This is a genomic window from Burkholderia sp. BCC1988, assembly GCF_905339895.1.
Taxonomy (GTDB): Bacteria; Pseudomonadota; Gammaproteobacteria; order Burkholderiales; family Burkholderiaceae; genus Burkholderia.
Genome location: NZ_CAJPHA010000011.1, coordinates 71,671 through 90,545, shown reverse-complemented (window position 1 = coordinate 90,545; position 18,875 = coordinate 71,671). Strand labels below are relative to the sequence as shown.

Here is an 18,875-nt window from a genome sequence, read left to right as displayed (position 1 = left end):
GCCGGTATTTCAATCCCGCCGATCAAGAAACCGTTACCACCGGTCGAATGGTGTCGGCGCGCCATCACCCTGTAAGAGTTACCAGTTACCGCCTCCTCGGGACGCGCGATGTAATGCGGGCATACCAAAGTACCGATCCGAGGACACCATGCGGACCTTCGTTCACGATGAAGGGCGGTTACCACACGAACTTGCAGCGGATCTCGGGCGCTATCGGCGCCATGTGTTCGTCGAACAGCTCGGTTGGGCGCTCCCGTCGGCGAACGAATGTTTCGAGCGCGACCAGTTCGATCGCGACGATACCGTCTACGTGTTCGCGAGAAACGCCGGCGGCGAAGTGTGCGGATGTGCGCGCCTGTTGCCGACCACCCGCCCGTATCTGCTGAAGTCGTTGTTCGCCGACCTGATCGCCGCGGACGTCGCACTGCCGCAATCGGCTGCCGTCTGGGAGCTGTCGCGGTTCGCGGCGACCGGCGACGACGAAGGCGGTCCCGGCAATGCCGAGTGGGCCGTCCGCCCGATGCTCGCCGCGGTCGTCGAATGCGCGGCGCAACGGGGCGCGCGGCAGCTGATCGGCGTGACGTTCGCGAGCATGGAGCGGCTGTTCCGCCGGATCGGCGTGCACGCGCACCGGGCAGGTCCCCCGAAACAGGTGGACGGTCGTCTGGTTGTCGCGTGCTGGATCGACATCGATCCGCAAACGTTTGCCGCACTGGGAATCGAGCCGGGACGGGCTGCCCGGCAAGCCATCGCCGCCTGAGCCGGAACGCGCGTAGTCCGGCCGGGCGTCAACGTAACGAAGGAGAACCACCGTGGACCAGTCTCAGGTCTTTCGCGCGATGATGCCCGGGTTGACGGGTGCCGGCGGCGCCCGCATCGCAGTCGCCTACCCGTCGTTTGCGCGGCCGCTGCCGCTCGTGCGGCTCGATCGCCGCGGGCTCGTGTTCCGGGCTGCCGGCGCCGCGCCGCTCGTGTGCGGGCTGCCGCGCACGGCGACGCTGCTGGTAGCGGACGAGCCGCTCTGCTCGCTGCGCCTCGTGATCCGCGACGTCGCCGCTGTCGGCGAGGGCCGGCGCGACCTGACGATGCAGCCGTCCGGTGCCGCCGGCGACGAACTGCTGTGGCACGCACTGCGCGACCGCAAACCGTACCGGCAGACCGGGCAGCCGCTTGCGCCCGTCGATGCGACCATCGCGCCGAACGGCGAGCCGCAGGCCGCCGGCGGCGGCGCGCAGCGTCCGTCGCGTAGTGCGGCGTTCCGTCTGCGCTGCCATAGCGACGCGCTATTCTTTGCCGACTGGCTCGAATATCACTTCGACGAGCTGCGCGCGCTGTCGCAGCGACACGGGCCGCAACTGCAGCTCAATCAACTGCAACGGCAAGTCGCCGACGACGAGGTGGGCGTGCGCTTCGTCTACGACATCGACGGACACGCGACGCGGCATGCGCTGACCGACTGCGCGCGCGAGGCCTGCGCGTGGATCGAGACGGAAATGCGCAACAAGTACGCGGTGCCGGTTGCGCAGGAGCGGTTCGGCGCGTTTGCCGCGCACGCGTGGGCAGGCGCGATGTAGGAGCGACGGCGGCTCCGCGGATACGCGACGGTGCGGCGGCTGTTCGGCACGACACGGTGGAACGCCCGCGACAGCTGGATGGCGTGCAGCACCAGCCTGGTCAGGACAGCTCAAGGCGCGCTGCGTTGCACAATTACAACTAGGGCTTGCCATCCCTCGGGTTTTCCCTTAAAGTTACATCCGTCTCCTCCATGTCTCCAAACATGGATTCAGCCCGCTCCAGTAGCGGGCTTTTTCTTGCCTGCGACAATTTATCGGGGACATATCAAAGCCCCCTGCGAGCAGCGCGCCCGCTGCCTGCCCGGCGGCATCGACGAATCGCTCACCCCCAGCCGACATCGTCATGCACGCCCACCTGCGCATCGCCCGCCCCGTCGCCGACCTCGCCAGAACCGAGCACATGTACCGCGACGCATTCGAGCCAGCAGTGCTCACGCGCTTCGACGATCACGACGGTTTCTCCGGCGTGATACTGGGACGCGAAGAACTCGACTACCACTTTGAATTCACGCACTGTCCGGCGCATCCGGTCGCCCCGTCGCCGACACCCGAAGACCTGATCGTCTTCTATCTTCCCGACCGCCCGGCACGGGAAGCCGCGTGCGCACGCGCAGTCGCGCACGGCTTCATGCGGGCGACATCGTTCAATCCAATATTGGGATGCGTGCGGACAGACGTTCGAGGACGCCGACGGCTACCGGATCGTGCTGCAGAACGCGAGGTGGCGTGAGCGGGCAAGCGTGCCCGTGGCACGTTACGCGCTGACGTAATCATCCGGACGAACGGGCGTTGCGTGCGCGACAAACACCACATGCGGTCGCAGCGCATGCCCCGGCGGCAACGCAGGATGCTCGAAATCGCGCATCGGTTGCCGCACCATCCCGAGTTGCCGTGCAACACGCTGCGATCGCTGGTTGGCGGCAGCCGTCCATGCAAAGATCTCGCCGAGCCCCACCCGGCCGAACCCGTCGACCAATACCGCAGCGGCCGCTTCCGCGACATGGCCATGCCCCCACGATGTGCGGGCCTGGCGCCACATGATCTCGACGCACGGCGCCATCGGATGCTCGTCACGAACTTCACGCGACAACCCGCAGAGCCCGATCAGCGCGCCATCCGCACGGCGCTCGATCGCCCACACACCGAAACCGTGCGCGTCGAAATGCGCTTCGAAACGTGCGATGACGGCCTCCGCCTCATCGAAGGACATCGGGCCACGCGCCAGCCACGCGGTCACATCAGGATCCGCGTGCATCGCAACCAGCGCACCGGCATCGCCCGGCCGCCAGCGACGCAACGTCAAACGTTCGGTTTCTATCTTCAATGGCGGATCAACCGTGATCGGGAGATGCAGAAGGCATGGGGTGCGTCGGGCCGCGCACACCGTTCTCGTAACGCAGGAGCGAGCTCGAAGGCGAAGCGGAGGGATGAAGCAATCGCGCTCGTCAGCTGCGCCGGCAACCAGCGGCGACAGTCGCGAGAACCGGCGACGGGAATCGAATGCGGCGGGACGCATCGTCCCGCCCGGCGTTCACGGAATGAGCGCGACGCCCGATCGGGCGCCCACGCGTCGAACGCGATTACTCGTTTTCTTCGAAGTAGTGAATTGGCCTTATCTGACGGCCCTCCGTCGGCTGACCTACGCCAAAGCCCACGCCGGATCACATCGCCACTCTTTGGCAACTTAATGTCGCGTATACGCAACAGAGGAACGAAGGCAGATGACGGCGGCCGCCGCGTGCAGACCAGACCATAAATGGCTACCTTGAAGTTCACCGAATCGCTTCCTACGATAATCTTGCCCCAATGTTGAGGGGTACAACCATAACGAGAGGGTAGACCATGACAACGGGAAAGAAGCCTGCGTCTGACGCGAGCAAGATCCTGCGCGATCCGAAATCAACCAAAAAGGAGAAGGAAGTCGCCGCCTCCGATCTCGCGCAGCGCAAGGGCGCGGCGAGCAGCAAGTCCAAGCCGAAAAGGTAATCCTGCTGTCGCGCGCCCTGCCGGATCCCGTCTGCCTGCCGGGTGCGCCTCATCCTAACCGACGGACTACGGACAGTAAGGATCATGAGACGGTCAGCGGGCACGCCGGTCAGTTGGCTCAGCGCGACACACCACGGCGTTGCATTTGTGGGGAATCCTTCTTTATTGCAACGTTAACCGACTTACTCAAACGTGCGTCCGATATCGGGTTTCCCAACAATGCGGGCAGGATTGCCGACCGCTGTGCAGTCGGCCGGCACCGCCACCGTCACGACCGCGTTCGAGCCGATCTTCGCTCGTGCGCCAATCGTAAAACTGCCCAGAATCTTCGCACCGGCACCGACCGTGACGCCACGCTCCAGCGTCGGATGCCGCTTGACTCCGCGCGTCAGCGCCGTACCACCAAGCGTGACGCCCTGATAGATCGTGCAGTCATCCCCCACCTCAGCCGTCTCACCAATCACCACGCCCATCCCGTGGTCGATAAACACGCGCCGCCCAAGACGCGCGGCGGGGTGAATTTCGATGCCGGTCAGAAAGCGGGAGAGTTGCGAAATCCATCGTGCAAACCCGCGCGCCCCCGCTTGCCAAAATGCATGGGCGATGCGATGGGTCATAACCGCGTGCAGCCCCGGATAGCAGAGAAACACCTCCCAGGTACTGCGCGCTGCGGGATCGCGAGTTCGGATTGCGTCGATATCTTCGCGAAGTCTCGTGAACATGGCACCGGCTGGTTGAATAGACGCGTTTACTGTTCTCGTTCGTCACTAACCGATCGTCGCGCCAGCCCGCCCTGCGCAATTTTGGCGACGACGCGATCGGCTATAGGCGCAACGATGAAGACCGAGTTGGGGATCGGCAACCGCGCATGCGCCGATGCACCAACAAACCAAAGGCTTTCGTCTTTCCACCCAGTCGAACGACCGATCCTCATTTCCTCCGAAATCTCAACTGCAGCTTGCGGATCGCTGCCTTCAGCATCGACCCCCAATTCGCCGGATTTGCTGAAAACAAAATTTGGCAAATGAAAGCCAGCAGCAACCACAATCGCGTCAAAGTGCTGAACGCCCTCCCCCCAACTCACCGCCCATTGTGCCCGGCCATCACCGGGGGCGACGACCTCACCTAATGTGCCTTGTGCGATGGAAAGCGCTCCGGAGTCAATCGAGCGCAATATTTTTTTTGCGTTCGGAAGCGCCATCGCGGTAATGTATCGATAAATAAGCCGTTTGAAATCAGGATGGATTTTTCGCCCCTCATCCTCATAAAATTCATTCACTGCATCAATCAATCGAACGGACAGATCTTGCCATACACATCCGTCCGCCTCGACAATGGATATTTCCTCTCTGAGTCGCTCCACACGATGCGTCGAATACGAGAACTGCTTACGCCATCGCTTCCCTGAGTATGTGGAAAGCGTCTTTGCGGCGAGCCTCAAACATGCCCGTTTCAATACAGTGACATTAACACCAGGATTACGAGGGTCCCACCGAGCCATAATCGACTGCAGGCTTTCCTTATCGAACGTCAAACTCTCGCTTCGTATAAACCGCGCACGAACAGAAGGAATCTCGCCAGATGGAGACAGCATCGTAACGTGATGCCCGTCACGACCAAGCAGGATAGCCGCGTCTACCGCCGACTGCTTGCTACCGACAATCAATACCCGGGATTTTGTCGGCACTCTAGCCAATAGCTCGGTCTCAGGGTAAGGACAACCGATAAAAGAGGCCTGATGTCGATGGATTTTCAGGAGATCGGGCACGCGCGGCGAACCGTGCCCGGTGCAAAAAACGACATCCGTTACGGTGACTGGCTGCGCCGCGGTGTCGGCGAAGCGAATCGTATAGCGACGATGCTTGTCGACACTTAACGAACGAAATCGGTACGCCAGATGGATTACCTCAATGCCTTCCACCTTCGCAATCTCGCGATATTGTATAAAGCGATCCGCAAGATATTGCCCCATCAGTCGACGCGGCACATAGGAATCGAGCGTTGCGACATAGCCCCGGAGATTCAAATAATCCAGAAAATCCGCAGGCTTATCCGCGACAACCGACATGATATCGACGGAAGTATTGCAAAGTACTTCCTCATCGGAATTTCCGAACGCGATACCAGGACCGATTGAACGAGGATCAACGACATAAATCACCGATGCTGCGCGACGCATAACCGCAGCGATAAACGTGGCGACGCCAGTCGCACCGGCACCTACGATCGCAAGGATCTTTTTCTCGGAAGTCATAGCGTTGCTCGCGCACATCCAAACGGCTTTGTAGTTAATTTTTGGAAAATCCAGGCTCGACTTACTGGACTTCACCCACAAAAATCCAGATCACCCTTTATCAATAAAACAGCTTACCAAATATCGATTCAGAATATCGACACACGCCAGCGTCAATCAATGCAACAATTGTCAAACTTGGTTCGCCGGAACTTGCATTTTTCACCCGCGACACGTCAAGGCGCTAAGACGAAGGCCGCAGATTTGTGAACCGTTTGCCGGGAGCAACATCGCATGTGCTGCATGCCCGGTAATAGCGCGAGTGGGTCGTGATCAGGCACAATCGGCGTCGCAGCGTTCTACGTTGACGTTGCGTGCTGCCTATTCAGCCCGGTGTAGCAAGCGGCCGCTCCCGTTACATGCAGCAATTCGATACAGTCACTTCGATGCGGCGGTTTCTTGAGCGCCCTTCCTCGGAGGCGTTATCGGCCAGCGGATCGGCATCGCTGTGACCGGCCACGCTGATGTGTTCCTTCGGCACCCCCGCCGCCATCAGGATCTGTGCGATCTGCCGGGCACGTTCTTCGGAAAGCGCGAGATTGGAACGTTGGTGAATAGCGCTTACGGGCCGGCTGTCGGTGTATCCGGCCACGAGCACGTCTGGCGTTGCCGCAGAGGTGGCAATGGTGCGTCCCACCGATGCCATCATGGACGCCCACCATGGGGCTACGATCACATCACCAGGCGCATACATTCCATTGAATCTGAGCCGCAACGTGTCGGCCGCCACGTTCCGTATCAACTCTACGTTTCCGGCGGCAATTTCGTCGCGCAATTGCTGGCGTAACTGCTCTCCCAAGCGATCGATCGGGGACGCCCCCGGCACCGGTTCGGTGTCGCGGAAAAATTCCCCGACCGCCACGAAACTTCCCGCTCCCAAAAGAAGAGCCGTCGCGATGCCGCCAACAATCCATCGGCGTCGCAAACCCCAACCAACCGAGTGCTCCCGCTGATCGGTTGTCCCTGTTGACAAGCCGTCCGAAGCCTCCCCTCGATTTGCCAAGTCCAGATGACCGGCCGGTGCATTGGCCCTGTCGTCGTGTGATGCATCTTGCTCTGCGACCGCCGCGACGCTTTGCAGTCGTTCGCGGATGTTCAGCAGGCGTTGCGAGCTGTCGCTATCAAAGCGGTATCGCCCACGAAAGCCACGATCTAGGATGTTCTGGAACAGTTCGAGCAAATCGAGATGGCGCCGCGGATTGCTGAGCACCCCATCAATCATGTGGAAAACGCGGTCGCCGCCTTGTCGATCATGGCCCATCGCCACAGCCAGGCTGCTGCTCTGCCACTCCATACCAGTCGCCTCGCCCCTCCCCCAGCTCGTTTGCATGGCGGCCTCGTCAAGCGCGGCGCTCAGGCAGTAGCTCGCACGCGTGACGTCGTCCGGCGGAAGTCGGAGCTCACGACAAACTCGCAGAAACAGTCGCAATTCGAGCTCGAGCCATTTGCGCCGCTGAACAACTGCATCGGGAGCCAACGTCTCCGGCGTATCGGCCAACGCGATCAGCAAGACGCGCGCTGCCTCGAGCAATGGATTGGCAGCGTGAGCCGCTGCCTTCAGCCTCGCACTGAGCGACGGTGCCTCAAATACCCCGGAATAATTTCGCGAGTCGACTGTCGAATTTGTCAACTTGTGCATCCTTCTTATTGCGGGACATTTGCCGCGTTCGCCGGTGTCGCACCGCGCGGCAACCCAGGCGGTGGTCCGCTATCGGACAGATTGAACACCGGCATCGAGCTCGGGCAGCGGAACGTCTTCAGTACATCGCTAGTTAACGGATTCGCCACACTTCCGGTGCTTGCTATGTCGAGTACCGCTTTGCGACCGTCAAAGTCCAATGCGACGCGCGTGCGGCCTGATGTGGCCGTCTCAACGACATGTCCCTTTTGGAGCAAGCGCATCAATGCCCACGGTCCGTCGGTGGCTATCGTCGACGTGTCCGGCCGGATACGCGGATTCGCCGTGATCTCGGTATGAACGCCGCCGCGCGGTCCGGGCCACGTCACCGTGAAAGGCGCAACCGGACCATGCTGATACAGTGAAGTCTGACCGTCGATATCCAGCGACAGGTTCGTGACGGTCGGATCCAGTTCGGGAATCCGGATGTCGGCTCTCCAGGTCAACTGCTTGTGGCTTGGGTCGCTGAAGAAAACATCGCGGATCGCCTTTGCGTGTTCGAACGGCTCGAGTTCCGGCCCCTGCACGGGTTCCGTAGCACCGGCCAGTGTTCGGTAACGCCACGGCTTCGCGGACGTGTCGACGAACGGCGCGAGCGTCTTCGCAAAGAAGTCATCGATCACCCCGCCCTGAGCGAATACGCGAGTGAAGTCGTCGATGCTGACGTCGCGCTTGCTGTCGGGCGAGAACGGATAGTTGCCTTCGATGGTAAGCCGGCACGTGTCCCCCACGACAGCCTGCATTTGGCGCGAAAGCAGTTGGCCGATACCTTGATTCACCTCATGGGATCCGTCGGCGGCTAGCTGCAGCAAAACGGCCCGGAATGGCGAGGGCATCGTGTTGGCTGTCATCTTCAGTTTCGCCGCCGTGTCACTCGCAGGCGGCATGCTGTTGTTCACCAACGCGTTATCGGAAACCGTGAGCGCCGTGTAGTAATCGTTCAACAGGTTCGTTACGCCGTCGAACCCCGTCTTACCGGTCTGAGCCGCCGCGGCTTGGGGGCCCGCCTGAGCATCGGCGTTGCCCGTCACGACTTCCCGGAGCGCGGCAAAATGGTTATCGACGAGTTCGCGCTCGACGCGTTCCGACGCACGGATGCCAAGTGCTTTATCCGCCTTCTGATTGATTTGGTCGGCGGCCTTCTGAAGAAATGACCCGTCCTGTCCAGTCGCCGGGGCTGTAAGCGTCGTTTCATGCGCGGCTGCGCGGGCGAGTCGTCCGAGCGGTGAGTCGGGTGCTGCGAAGCTACGCAGGACCTGGAGATTGAATGCGAGACTCGTGCCGCTTACCGTGCGAATATCGTTGAGAAACGCATCCCATTGCTGCGCATACTCCATCAGGTACTCTCGGCGCACCGCGTCCGTCAGTGCATCGTCTGCGCCGATTACCGTACTCACGATTTCAGCCGTTTTTTTTTGAGCCTCGCCCAGGTACGAGCGCCCCATCACCCATGCATCATCGTCGCGCGCGATCTGGATAAACTCGGGAAGCCGTTTGTCGAACAGGTTCCGGTACCCATCAAACGTGAAAAGACCAAGCACGCCGCGTGAAAGCGGCTGTCCGCTGGCCCTGGTAAACACCGTGCCAGCTTGCGGCCCAACGGCACGAAGCAACGTGAATTCGTCCGGCGCCTCTTTCAGCATCGCTGCCTTCGCGCGTTGGTACAGGCGGTCCGTGGCATTGCTGCCGTCGAGAAACGCGCGAGCCAGCTGGATCAGCGCATCGTTGCGGATCAGCGGCGATTTCACGATTCGGTCACCCGAGAACAGTTGCTGCACGTGATCGATCATCGATGCCCGGCCGCCGAAAACCGCCGCGCTGTCGTTTTTCGCCCAATCGTCGAGCACCCATACCTTGATGTCGCCAGCATTGAATTTCGCCTTGTCGTAGAGCATCAAGTAGACACGCAACGCGTCATACGCGGACTTCGCATCCTTGCTGGCAATCGCTCCGGACATAACGTCCTCCATCCGGCGCACGATCTGCGGCACGAGCAGGTTGTCTTCCAGTGCATCGTAGGTACGACCGCTCTCCGCCACGATGTCTGACGGCGTATAGAGGCCGTAACGCCATGCGCTATCGGGATCGGAAAGATCCAGATTCGGAAAGGTCGGCAAGTAGCGGGCTTCGGTCAGCGTATCGGGCACGGCTTCTGGCTTGGGCTCCTTGTACAACTGTGTCACGCGAGTCCCCAACGCCTGAACCTTACGGGAGATGACGTCGAGGTAGTCGCTGTTATTGCCAAAGCTCACACGCAAGCCGAACGCGAGCCATACGAATAACAGCGCGGCGAGCGCGTGACCGATCATGCGCAACAGTCGATAGCGATACTCCCAACGAAGGTTGGGCGTCACGAGGTGCGCCTCGGGGAAAACGACGCGCGTCAGGAGGTCATGCAGAAAGAAACTCTGATTTCCCTCGGGCCTCACGGCTTTGACAGCTGGGTTCTCTTCCGTCGACACGAGACGCTGCGCCACCGTGCCGCGATCGGCAACGACCACGTTATCGCGCTGTTGCGCACTGGTGAAATATACGCCCCGCAGTGTTGAATGCAGTTGGGTATCGTCGTACCGAGAATCAAGAAACACGCGATCGACCAGATCGACCAGCGGTCCGACCAGTGCCGAAAATTCTTCGGGAAGCACGGCGAGTTGCCGCCGTTTGAGCGAATCGTATTCATCCTGCAAACGCGTATCGACCGTGTCGGCAAGCCGTCCCGCAAGCTGACGCAGCTCGTCGTGGCAGCGCGCGCGCAGCCCTTCCTTCGCAACGGTTTCCTTCCCGTATGGAAGGGTGAAACCCCACGTCTGCGCGCGGCTCTCAGCTGTAAGCCCACCAAAGTACTCCGCAAACCCCGTCAGGCGATCCATCTTGGTAACGAGCAGGTAGACGGGAAAACGGATACCCAGCTCCCGCCTCAATTCGGCGAGTCGCGCGCGTAGCGCGGCCGCCTCGGCAATTCGGGCCTGTTCGTCCGCGCTGGCGAGCATGGCGAGGTCGATCGACAGCAATGCGCCGTTGATGGGCGCGCGAGGCCGGTTCCTCCGCAGCATGCCGAGAAAGCCCAGCCATTCGGCGCGATCGATTTCCTGTCGCCTATCGCCCGTGTCTCGTCGGATGGGCGACACCGTCGCGCTTGCCCCCGACAATGCAGCGGCAGCTTTGGACTCGGTCGAATCTGCCTTCGGGTCTGCTGACGATGCGTTCTCCTTCGTCGGGCCATTAGCAGCGGCCTCGCCTGAAATAGCAGTCTGAGCCTGTTGCGCGAATTTTGCGACCAGCGGCTCGACGTCCTGAGCTGATGACGAACCGTGGCGCGTGTAATAGCCTGCCGTGTCGATCAGCACTGCCTCGTTGGTCAGCCACCAGTCCACTGGGGACGTATGGTCCGTCAACGCTCCGGCCGCGCGCTGCATCTGCTCCGCGACGGGGAACGACAGGCCACCGTTAAGCAACGCATTCGTCTTGCCTGAACCTTGTGAGCCGAGCGTGATGTACCAGGGCAACTCGTACAGGTAGCGCTTGCCCTGGAACAACCTGCCGGGCCCGCGCGCGCCAGTGCGCATCGCCTTCAGCCGCGCGAGTGCGCCAGCTACGATTGCTTCGACTTTCTGCAACCTCGGTGCTGCCGGCGACTCTTCCCTTGCGCCGCCAAACTGCAGCATCTTCTTCAGAAACCGCTCGTCGTCGCGCATCTTCTGCCAGAGCCGGAATATCCAGTAAAGAGCGAAGATGGTCAGCACGAGACCGATCGCCACAAGCCTCGACGACACCGGCTCAAAAGGTGCATTGTGCCCGAACGTCAGCAGCGGCGCTGCATGCCAGATCAGCAGACATAGCACTGCAACAAATACCACACTCGTCGACCACTCGACGAGCCAGAGCAACACGCCCGCGAGCAGCAACGCAATCAGGAGCACGCGCATGCCGACCCCGGCCAGAGGTTTGAGTCCGCCAAATGCGACAAGTGGCCCGACAAACCAGATGACCAGACCAACGATCACCAGCGCGAGGAATGCAAGAAACTGGCGCGATGCCAAAAACGATAGGAACTTCTTCATGTCATATCCCGGAAACGGATCCGGCTCATTGCGCAACGCTGATCTCGACGCGCCGGTTCTGCGCGCGTCCTTGTACAGTGCGGTTGTCGCCGATCGGATCGGCATCCCCCTTGCCGATCGCCTCGAGACGGGTCGCCGGCACGCCGGCAGCCTGCAGCATCTGCATGACTTGGGTAGCCCGTTCTTCCGACAGCGCTTCATTCGATGCGAACTGGCGGCTGCGGATCGGCACGTTGTCTGTATAGCCGAGCACGGTCACCTTGCCGGGCACCTTCGCGATCTCGCCAGCGATCTTCGCGATCAGCGGCCCCATCGTTGCCTTAACCGATGCACCACCGGGTTGGAACATTGAGTCGCCGCGGAAAGTCACTGCACTGTGACGTGAATCCTCGTCGACGCTTACCGTGCCGGCAGAAATTTCGGCCTTGAGCAGTTGCTTTAAATGCAATTGCTGCGGCGCTGGCGGCGGTGTCATACGCGCTATGTCGGCGATCTGCTTCTGGACGTCGGCACCCCGACTCAGCAGTTCATACTTGAACCAACCAAACAGGCCGAGCAGAATTACCGACAGAATGGTCACCGTGACCCATACCGGAAAATCGTAGAACGACAACCGCTTACCCTTCACATCCGATTGCCAGTGGGGCGAAAGCGTCATCGGCACCGCTCCACGCTGCGCCGTGATCTCGTTGTAGAGGCGCTGGCGGACTGCATCGTGCTTGCGCGAACCGTTGGCCTCGTGTCGGTAACGTCCTTCGAAGCCCAGGCTGAGAATGCGGTAGATGACTTCGAGGAGATCATGGTGGTCGCGCGGGTCTTCCAGTAGCCGACCAATCAGCAGGTATACCTTCTCGCCGCCCTGGCGGTCCTCATGGAAGGTCGTAGCGAGGCCGCTGCTGATCCACTCCACCCCGTTCTCGCCGCTTTGTCCCCACGTCGTCTGCATCGCCATCTCGTCGAGCGCAGTGGACAGACAGTAGCGCGCGCCGATCATGTGGTCGCGGCGGATACTCACCTGCTCGCACAGCTTCTGGAACGTCCCGACTTCCTGTACCAGCACATCGCGAAATGTGGCGATCGCCTGTTTCGACTCCAGACGAAGATCTTGCATGTCGGCCTGCGCGCGCAGTAGTACCCGCGAGGCTTCCAGTAGCGGGTTCCTTGCCACACCTACCCTCGCGAGACGCTCGTCAAAGGCCTCCGGCGGTCCCGCCTTGAGTCGTGTCTGCACGCCATCCTTAGCATTGGCGACCACGGCGTTGACATCGCTGGTGGAATGTGTGTCGGTCGAAATGTGCGGGGAGACCTTGGGCGAAACGATACCGGACACGTCACTAACCTTTACCATGCGCTTAGTCCCCTACGCAGGCAGTCGTGCTGCCAATTAGCGCGCAGCCGCACTCGGTGTGGTGCCCATGGAGCGCCACACGCACGCCACCGATCGTGAAGGTCGGGTGCGCCTCGATAATCTTGTTGATGCCGTGTGGCCGTCCATCCGAATACTTCTGCGGGCAGTCGACCAGGTCGAACAGCCGCGCAATCCGTTTGCCGCCAACATTGTGTGTGTCCGAACCGGAGATGACCCGGCCCCCGTGCGAAGTCAGGTCGCCGACCACGATAATCTGCATTGCCATGTCCATTCCTTTGCCCAACGCGTTCTCTATAGGGCAGCATCAGTTTCTACGTCGCGTTTGCGCTTGAGTTCGTCCCAGACGTGACGCGGGACGGTGTCCATCACGGAGCCGAAAGATTTGCCCTTTTCCCTGCCTGCCAGCGCATCGTAGATGCAACGGTGGTGGTCGAAGTCAGAACCATAGAGGTAACTGTGATGACAAAATGCGAATCGGTCAGCAGGCTCAGAGAACCCCCATTGCACGGCCCGCTGGTAGCGGGGTAGAAAGTCGTTGAACCGTTCCAAGTAGGAACCGCCCAAGTCGGCCAGACCGGTTTCCACAAGCGACGCCAGCAGTTCGTCGGGTTCGGTGTGGGCGCACAGTGCATCGACATCGGACTGCTCCAGCTCGATCCTGATCGAGCGGCATATGCGGGCGCCCGTGAGCGAGTCGTTCTCGATGCGTTGCCAGTGCTCGTGACGGCCCCGGTACATCCATCGCTCAATCGGTCCCATGAATATGCCGCCGATCTGATCGCCCCATACCTTGAACACGGCGTCCGTGATGCGCGGGTCGAAATAGCGCACCATGGCCGTCATGCCATCGCCAATGTCGGCGAACAAGAATGCCTGCAGATGCGCAACTAGCGTCTGGGGCTCAACGCGGCTCCAGACCAGCGATAGGCAAGGCGATTGGCGATCAATCCGGTCAAGTTCGACTACCCAGTCAGCCTCGGTATCTGTGATTGGCGCCAGAAACAGCGAAGCCGGCCCCAGTTCTTCTTCCGGCAGGCCGGAATAAACGGAACGAAAGTCTGCACCAGACTTTTCCAGCAGCGGGTAGATAAGAGCTGGACTGGCCCCGGCATCGATCAGGCAAAGGAGGCGTGCGCGCGCCCGCGTGGCATTCGACATCATTCCTGCGCCATCCGATGAGCGAGCGTCACGGCGGGCACACGCAGCCGGAATCGGGCACGTTTGTTTGTCCGGGATTCGTCGTTCATGCCACCTCCGTTTCCTGCGGGGCCGCATTGGCCTCGTTCAGCGCCACCAGAAGCGGATCGAAACCGAGCAGGCTGGCCCGTTTGTCATCTCCGATAAAAACGACGCGTGGCCACAAATAACCGCCCGGGGCGTATTCATGGAAATACGGCACGCGGAACCAGCAACGACTGTCATGCACGTAATCGTCGAAGAGCTTGATGGCCGCATCGGGCAATTGCCTAGCCGCCTCCAGCGAGGCGTGCTGCAAAAGGAACGAACGCGCCTTCTCGACCGGCTGTAGGACCACATCGTCAGCCACGTCGTAGCTCCGGAGCCCGACGGTGCGCACCGTGTTTAGCATGACGCCATCGACCAGTCGCACCTTTAGTGAAGCTCTGCCCCGCGGATCATCCCGGATTCCGTCATGCGCCACGGAAAGCTGTGGCGACGGGGACGGAAGCACATCTTCGCGAACTGCGTGAGGGCCGGGCTGCGCAGTCGCATGAACCTGCCAGCGCTGCAGTTCATCGGGGTACAGATGACCCAGGAGCAGCCTCATCTCTTCGGCTCCCTGCCGCAGGTCCGTCTGGTCGTTCGTGCCAACGTCGTAGGCCGTTTCGCCCGGACGCGCGGAGTTGGGTGGGTCGTTGGGCCCGGGTTTTGCGTCCGGGTGGGCCACTTGACCACACAGTTCTTCCGTGCGCTTGGTCTTCGCGGCCTTAATGCTCGAAATCTGGCTTTCAGCCGCAGTCACACCGAACCAATCGTAGCGCCGCTCCGCCCCGCCCATCGCCTCCCGTTTCTGCTGTTCAGCCTGTTGCAACTGCGTATTCAGTTCCTGCATCTGCGGATCGGTCTTCGTCGCTTCGTCGACGCCGAATGCAACCTGCTCGGGGTTCTTCGGATCTTCCTTTGCCCGCTTGAAAAACGGCTGCTCGGTAACGTAGTCAGCCGTGCCGATCTGGGCGCGCAGCGTGCGCCAGCTGAGCAACTGCCCCATGCCGAATGTGATGACATCTTCGATACGCATGACCGATGGCTTGGTCCCAAGCCACGCGTTGAAGGCCGCTATCGTCGAGGGGGCAAGTGCGAAGTCCTTCTTCAGATCATCGTTCTTGTTAATTGCATCTGCCCGCTTAAGCGGCACCCCATATTTGAGCGCGGCGATATACATGTCGTGCAACGGTATCTGGCTGAGCTTCCGCGAATCGTCGCCCTGTCCCTTGTCGTCACACGCCTTGCCCTGTTCACCGGGCGCATAACCGCCGCCGACATCGGAATGCACACCGGGATAGCCGATTTCGTGCCGTATGTCACCCAGATAGTTGTCGCCCTTCCTGATCGAATCGAGGGGAAAGCTCATGCGCTGTTCGTGAATTGAAAACGCATGCACGCAGGCCTTGACCTCAACGGGAATTGCCATTGCACCGCCGCTGGCAAACGCGTCATGCCCAGCAAAATCGCTAACGTTCAATGCCACGCGAGTGGAATCGGGGGGGCCAACCGATGCGACCGTGTCGAACAGACCCATGAAGTTGATCGTGTAGGGCAGTGCATATTTTCCGGCATTGTCGCCGAGCTTACCGCCCGGAGCCCATTCGTTGATGAGCCTGTGGACGAACGCCCGGGCACCGGCCGCGCCGCGCGAAAAGCCGATTACGTTAATCCAGATCTGCTTGACCGTACGGGGCCATGCGCTATCGTCGACGGCATCTTTCATTGCGCCGCCAAGCTGCTTGAGATAGGGGTTAAAACCGGTCATGTTTCCATCTGCACCGGCGATGGAGAGCCGACGCGCATCATCAACAGAAAGGAGTTCCCGTGTCTTATCCTTGCCAAGCGCGGTATACACTGCGTTCAGCACACGCGTATAACCCCACACACAGCGCGCGCTGAAGCCGGCGGCCATGGCCTTGCCCATCGAGCTATAGCCGGTTTCATGGATCTGCGGGAACGGCGTGCCAACGCCTGGAATGTAGTACTTGAAAATACCGTTGCGCGAGTCGTCCACTGCGGCATTGAAAAGCCGCGCGACGTTCGTGTGGGCCTTCTTGATCGAATCCCTCCAGATGTTGTTGTCCTCGGCGTCGTTGTTGTTGGTGCCGTCGAAGAACAGCGTGATGTGCAGCGTCTGCGGACACGACATGGTCGGGTCCGTCACGCGACAGATCCCGGTCGCCCAAGCGTCATCGCTTTCCTTTTTCGTCACACGGCCAGTTGCTGGCATCTTCTCAGGCCACACCAGACTCATTGCGCATTCCCTCCCTTGCGATACAGCCGATTCCATTCGTCATCACGTACCCCCTGAACGATGTAGGGATCGTTATCGGGTGGACGGTGGTTGAGATCGTTGCCTCCAGCGCTGTTGCCGTCGGCAACCATCAACCGGACACGATCGCCCGGCAGAAAGATCACCCATATGCTGCCGACCTGATGGCCGTCGTACTTGGCAATCTGCACGTTCTCGGCCTTGTACCAATAGCCCGGTGTCTTGCCATCCTGTTTCTTGTCCACCAACCACCGCACAATCAGCCGCAGGTCTGGCTGCCAGTCGTGTGGAATGCTGGTGCAGCACGTTTCCGCCCCACCACCAGAAGGATCACCATCGTCATGGACCGGCATAACGTTCGGGCCTCCGCCGCCAATGTGTGTACCGGCTGGTCCGGCCAGTTCCCACGTATGGATGTACCAGGGGGTATAGTTCAGAGACTTGCTTCCGCCGCTCAAGAGTTCAATCTGAGGTTGCACCATGACATGCGTGGTCGCGCGTGGCGGAGACTCGGCGCACGCTGAAAGCGACAGCACGATAGCCGACAGCAGGCCAGCGCATCGCCGCAGGTGTCGTAAAGTAGAGTTCATTGCGTATTCCCTCCCTTGCGATACAGCTGGTTCCATTCGTCATCACGTACGCCCTGAACGATGTAGGGATCGTTATCGGGCGGACGGTGGTTGAGATCGTTTCCTCCCGAACTATTGCCGTCCGAAACCATCAGCCGAACCCGGTCACCTGGCAGGAAAATGGCCCATATGTCGCCCACTTGGTGACCGTCGTACCTAGCAAACCGCACGTTCTCCGCCTTGTACCAGTCGCCCGGTGCCTTTGCGCCAAACTTCTTGACATCCTTGAAAACCAACCAACGAACAGTCAGTTGCAGGTCTGGCTGCCAGTCGTGTGGAATGCTGGTGCAGCACATGCCACTGCCGCCAGACGGCCGGCCATTGTCTTGGACAGGCATCGCGTTGCGTCCCCCGCCACCAATACCCGTTCCAGTCGGACCACTCAGCTCCCATGTATGGATGTACCAAGGGGTGTAATTCAAAATGCCAGAGTCTCCGCTCAAAAGCTCGACCCTATGCGGTATCACTAGATGCCTAGCTGCGGATGGCGGAGACTCGGCGCACGCCGAAAGCGACAGCGCGATGGCCGACAAGAGGCCAATGCCGAGGCGCAGGTATCGTGAAGCTGGAGTCATTGTCTATCCCTTCCTCGCGTTACAGTTGGTTCCCCTCACCAGACCGCCACATCTGCGCGATATGGGGATCGTCATCAGGCGAACAGTGGTCAAAATCCCTTCCTCTGCATCTGTTTCTGTTCGAGAACATTAATCGCGAGCTTCAATCCTGATGATCGCCTGATCAGTGACCAGATATTGGTAGCGGTCATCCGCTATTCCCGCATCGTGAACGCCGCCGTCTTTTGTCCAGACAAAGTAATGTGTTTGATTGTTGACGTTGTATGTGCCAAATACTTTTGAACCGTCAGAGGACATACCCAACGCCATAGAGGATGAACTCTCGGGAATCAGGGTCTTAGGACCTTCTTCTTGGGTCCAGCGAAACGCTTTAATATTCCCCGCTCTGTACGTACCGTCATTTGCGTTTCCCACGATAACTGCCCCGTTGCTTGAAACCCCCATCCACAGGGACAAGCCGTCACCCTCGCCTACTTCGCGAATGAACTTCACACCCGTCGATTTTGTCCAGCGAAAGGCTATGGCGTAGTCCCGCTTCTCGTCAGCAGCCCAACCCACAATTGTCGAACCATCACGAGAAATACCGAGCGCCGCCGTATCTGTGAGCTTCATCGCCTGGAAATACCTGTCATCCGCGAGCGACTGCACCCCCTCCCGTTCCGTCCAGTAGAAAGCTTGAGGATCGTAGTCACGGTGCCAGAATGTTCCGGCAACGACCCTCCCGTCATTCGAGATACCAGATGTCTCCACCTGATGCCAATCCGAACCAAATTTCTGAAGGCCCTTCCTTTTAGATAGAAGGAACCCTTGCGACTTGCCATCGCTGCTGATGACTGCTCCGCTAACGACCGATCCGTCTGCCGAAACGTTAAAGGCTCGCGATATTTTCGCGTCGGGAATCCCCACGTTCTGAATGCCTGTTTGAGCAGTCCAACGAACGGCGGTCGACGTTCCGCGAAGCAGATTCGCTGCGATTCCGACGATTACATCACCGTTCATCGACGCAGCCTGCATATTGATTACATCTCTGTTGCGAGGTGTCTGAATAGCGACTGCCCGAATAGGCCATGGCGACGAACCTGCCGGCTCTACGTGAGCGGATGAGGGAGATTCGGCGTAGGCTGAAAGGCACAGAACAGCGACCCAAGCCAGGCTGACGGCGACGCCCCGGCGCAGATGTCGTGAAACGGGATGCAATGCCATATCCTCAAGGT

General features: G+C 60.1%; 15 protein-coding genes and 2 pseudogenes. 5 read left to right on the top strand and 12 right to left on the bottom strand.

Annotated features, from left to right (window positions below):
• The first annotated feature begins 148 nt into the window (after window positions 1-148).
• From U4012_RS17525 to U4012_RS35955, 4 genes and pseudogenes are all read left to right on the top strand, one after another.
• Window positions 149-760, top strand: a complete 612-nt coding sequence (locus U4012_RS17525; RefSeq protein ID WP_124488193.1) for an acyl-homoserine-lactone synthase — start codon at window positions 149-151, stop codon at window positions 758-760.
• 52 nt (window positions 761-812) lie between these two features.
• On the top strand, window positions 813-1,574 hold the full coding sequence (locus U4012_RS17520; RefSeq protein ID WP_321800325.1) for a hypothetical protein: 762 nt from the start codon (window positions 813-815) through the stop codon (window positions 1,572-1,574).
• 343 nt (window positions 1,575-1,917) lie between these two features.
• A pseudogene (locus tag U4012_RS35960) lies at window positions 1,918-2,025 on the top strand (VOC family protein); the annotation flags it as partial.
• Between the two features lie 118 nt (window positions 2,026-2,143).
• Window positions 2,144-2,344 (top strand): hypothetical protein, encoded by a 201-nt coding sequence (locus tag U4012_RS35955; protein ID WP_415750386.1) that lies wholly within the window; start codon window positions 2,144-2,146, stop codon window positions 2,342-2,344.
• Here the strand turns inward: U4012_RS35955 and U4012_RS17510 are convergent.
• Window positions 2,329-2,898, bottom strand: a complete 570-nt coding sequence (locus U4012_RS17510) for a GNAT family N-acetyltransferase (RefSeq protein WP_044846713.1) — start codon at window positions 2,896-2,898, stop codon at window positions 2,329-2,331. The two genes, U4012_RS35955 and U4012_RS17510, sit on opposite strands and share 16 nt — an antisense overlap.
• A gap of 518 nt (window positions 2,899-3,416) precedes the next feature.
• Here U4012_RS17510 and U4012_RS17505 point away from each other — a divergent pair.
• Window positions 3,417-3,560 carry a hypothetical protein gene (locus U4012_RS17505; protein WP_321800320.1) on the top strand — a complete coding sequence of 48 codons (144 nt, stop codon included), beginning with the start codon at window positions 3,417-3,419 and terminating at the stop codon, window positions 3,558-3,560.
• A gap of 215 nt (window positions 3,561-3,775) precedes the next feature.
• Here U4012_RS17505 and cysE read toward each other — a convergent pair.
• The 11 genes and pseudogenes from cysE to U4012_RS17450 all read right to left on the bottom strand — a co-directional run.
• Window positions 3,776-4,282 (bottom strand): annotated as a pseudogene (gene cysE, locus U4012_RS17500) (serine O-acetyltransferase); the annotation flags it as partial.
• 26 nt (window positions 4,283-4,308) lie between these two features.
• A complete protein-coding gene (locus U4012_RS17495) occupies window positions 4,309-5,889 on the bottom strand; it encodes an FAD/NAD(P)-binding protein (protein ID WP_321800318.1) in 1,581 nt (526 codons plus the stop codon).
• Window positions 5,890-6,208: 319 nt separating this feature from the next.
• A complete protein-coding gene (gene icmH / locus U4012_RS17490; protein ID WP_321800316.1) occupies window positions 6,209-7,492 on the bottom strand; it encodes a type IVB secretion system protein IcmH/DotU in 1,284 nt (427 codons plus the stop codon).
• 5 nt (window positions 7,493-7,497) lie between these two features.
• Entirely contained in the window at window positions 7,498-11,592 is a 4,095-nt protein-coding gene (gene tssM, locus U4012_RS17485) for a type VI secretion system membrane subunit TssM (protein ID WP_321800314.1), read from the bottom strand.
• Window positions 11,593-11,617: 25 nt separating this feature from the next.
• On the bottom strand, window positions 11,618-12,922 hold the full coding sequence (gene tssL, locus U4012_RS17480; protein ID WP_321800312.1) for a type VI secretion system protein TssL, long form: 1,305 nt from the start codon (window positions 12,920-12,922) through the stop codon (window positions 11,618-11,620).
• 22 nt (window positions 12,923-12,944) lie between these two features.
• Window positions 12,945-13,226 carry a PAAR domain-containing protein gene (locus tag U4012_RS17475; protein ID WP_321800310.1) on the bottom strand — a complete coding sequence of 94 codons (282 nt, stop codon included), beginning with the start codon at window positions 13,224-13,226 and terminating at the stop codon, window positions 12,945-12,947.
• Window positions 13,227-13,252: 26 nt separating this feature from the next.
• Complete coding sequence (locus tag U4012_RS17470; RefSeq protein WP_321800308.1) at window positions 13,253-14,122, bottom strand: DUF4123 domain-containing protein; 870 nt, start codon at window positions 14,120-14,122, stop codon at window positions 13,253-13,255.
• A gap of 82 nt (window positions 14,123-14,204) precedes the next feature.
• The gene (locus U4012_RS17465) at window positions 14,205-16,439 is read right to left on the bottom strand and encodes a DUF2235 domain-containing protein (RefSeq protein ID WP_321800306.1); all 2,235 of its coding nucleotides are present in this window, start codon (window positions 16,437-16,439) and stop codon (window positions 14,205-14,207) included.
• On the bottom strand, window positions 16,436-17,047 hold the full coding sequence (locus U4012_RS17460) for a DUF3304 domain-containing protein (protein WP_321800304.1): 612 nt from the start codon (window positions 17,045-17,047) through the stop codon (window positions 16,436-16,438). Before U4012_RS17460 ends, U4012_RS17465 begins: the two co-directional genes overlap by 4 nt.
• Window positions 17,044-17,508 (bottom strand): DUF3304 domain-containing protein, encoded by a 465-nt coding sequence (locus tag U4012_RS17455; RefSeq protein WP_321800302.1) that lies wholly within the window; start codon window positions 17,506-17,508, stop codon window positions 17,044-17,046. The genes U4012_RS17460 and U4012_RS17455 overlap by 4 nt, the downstream gene beginning before the upstream one ends.
• A gap of 282 nt (window positions 17,509-17,790) precedes the next feature.
• Window positions 17,791-18,864, bottom strand: coding sequence for a hypothetical protein (locus U4012_RS17450; protein ID WP_321800300.1), 1,074 nt, complete (start codon window positions 18,862-18,864; stop codon window positions 17,791-17,793).
• Window positions 18,865-18,875 lie beyond the last annotated feature (11 nt).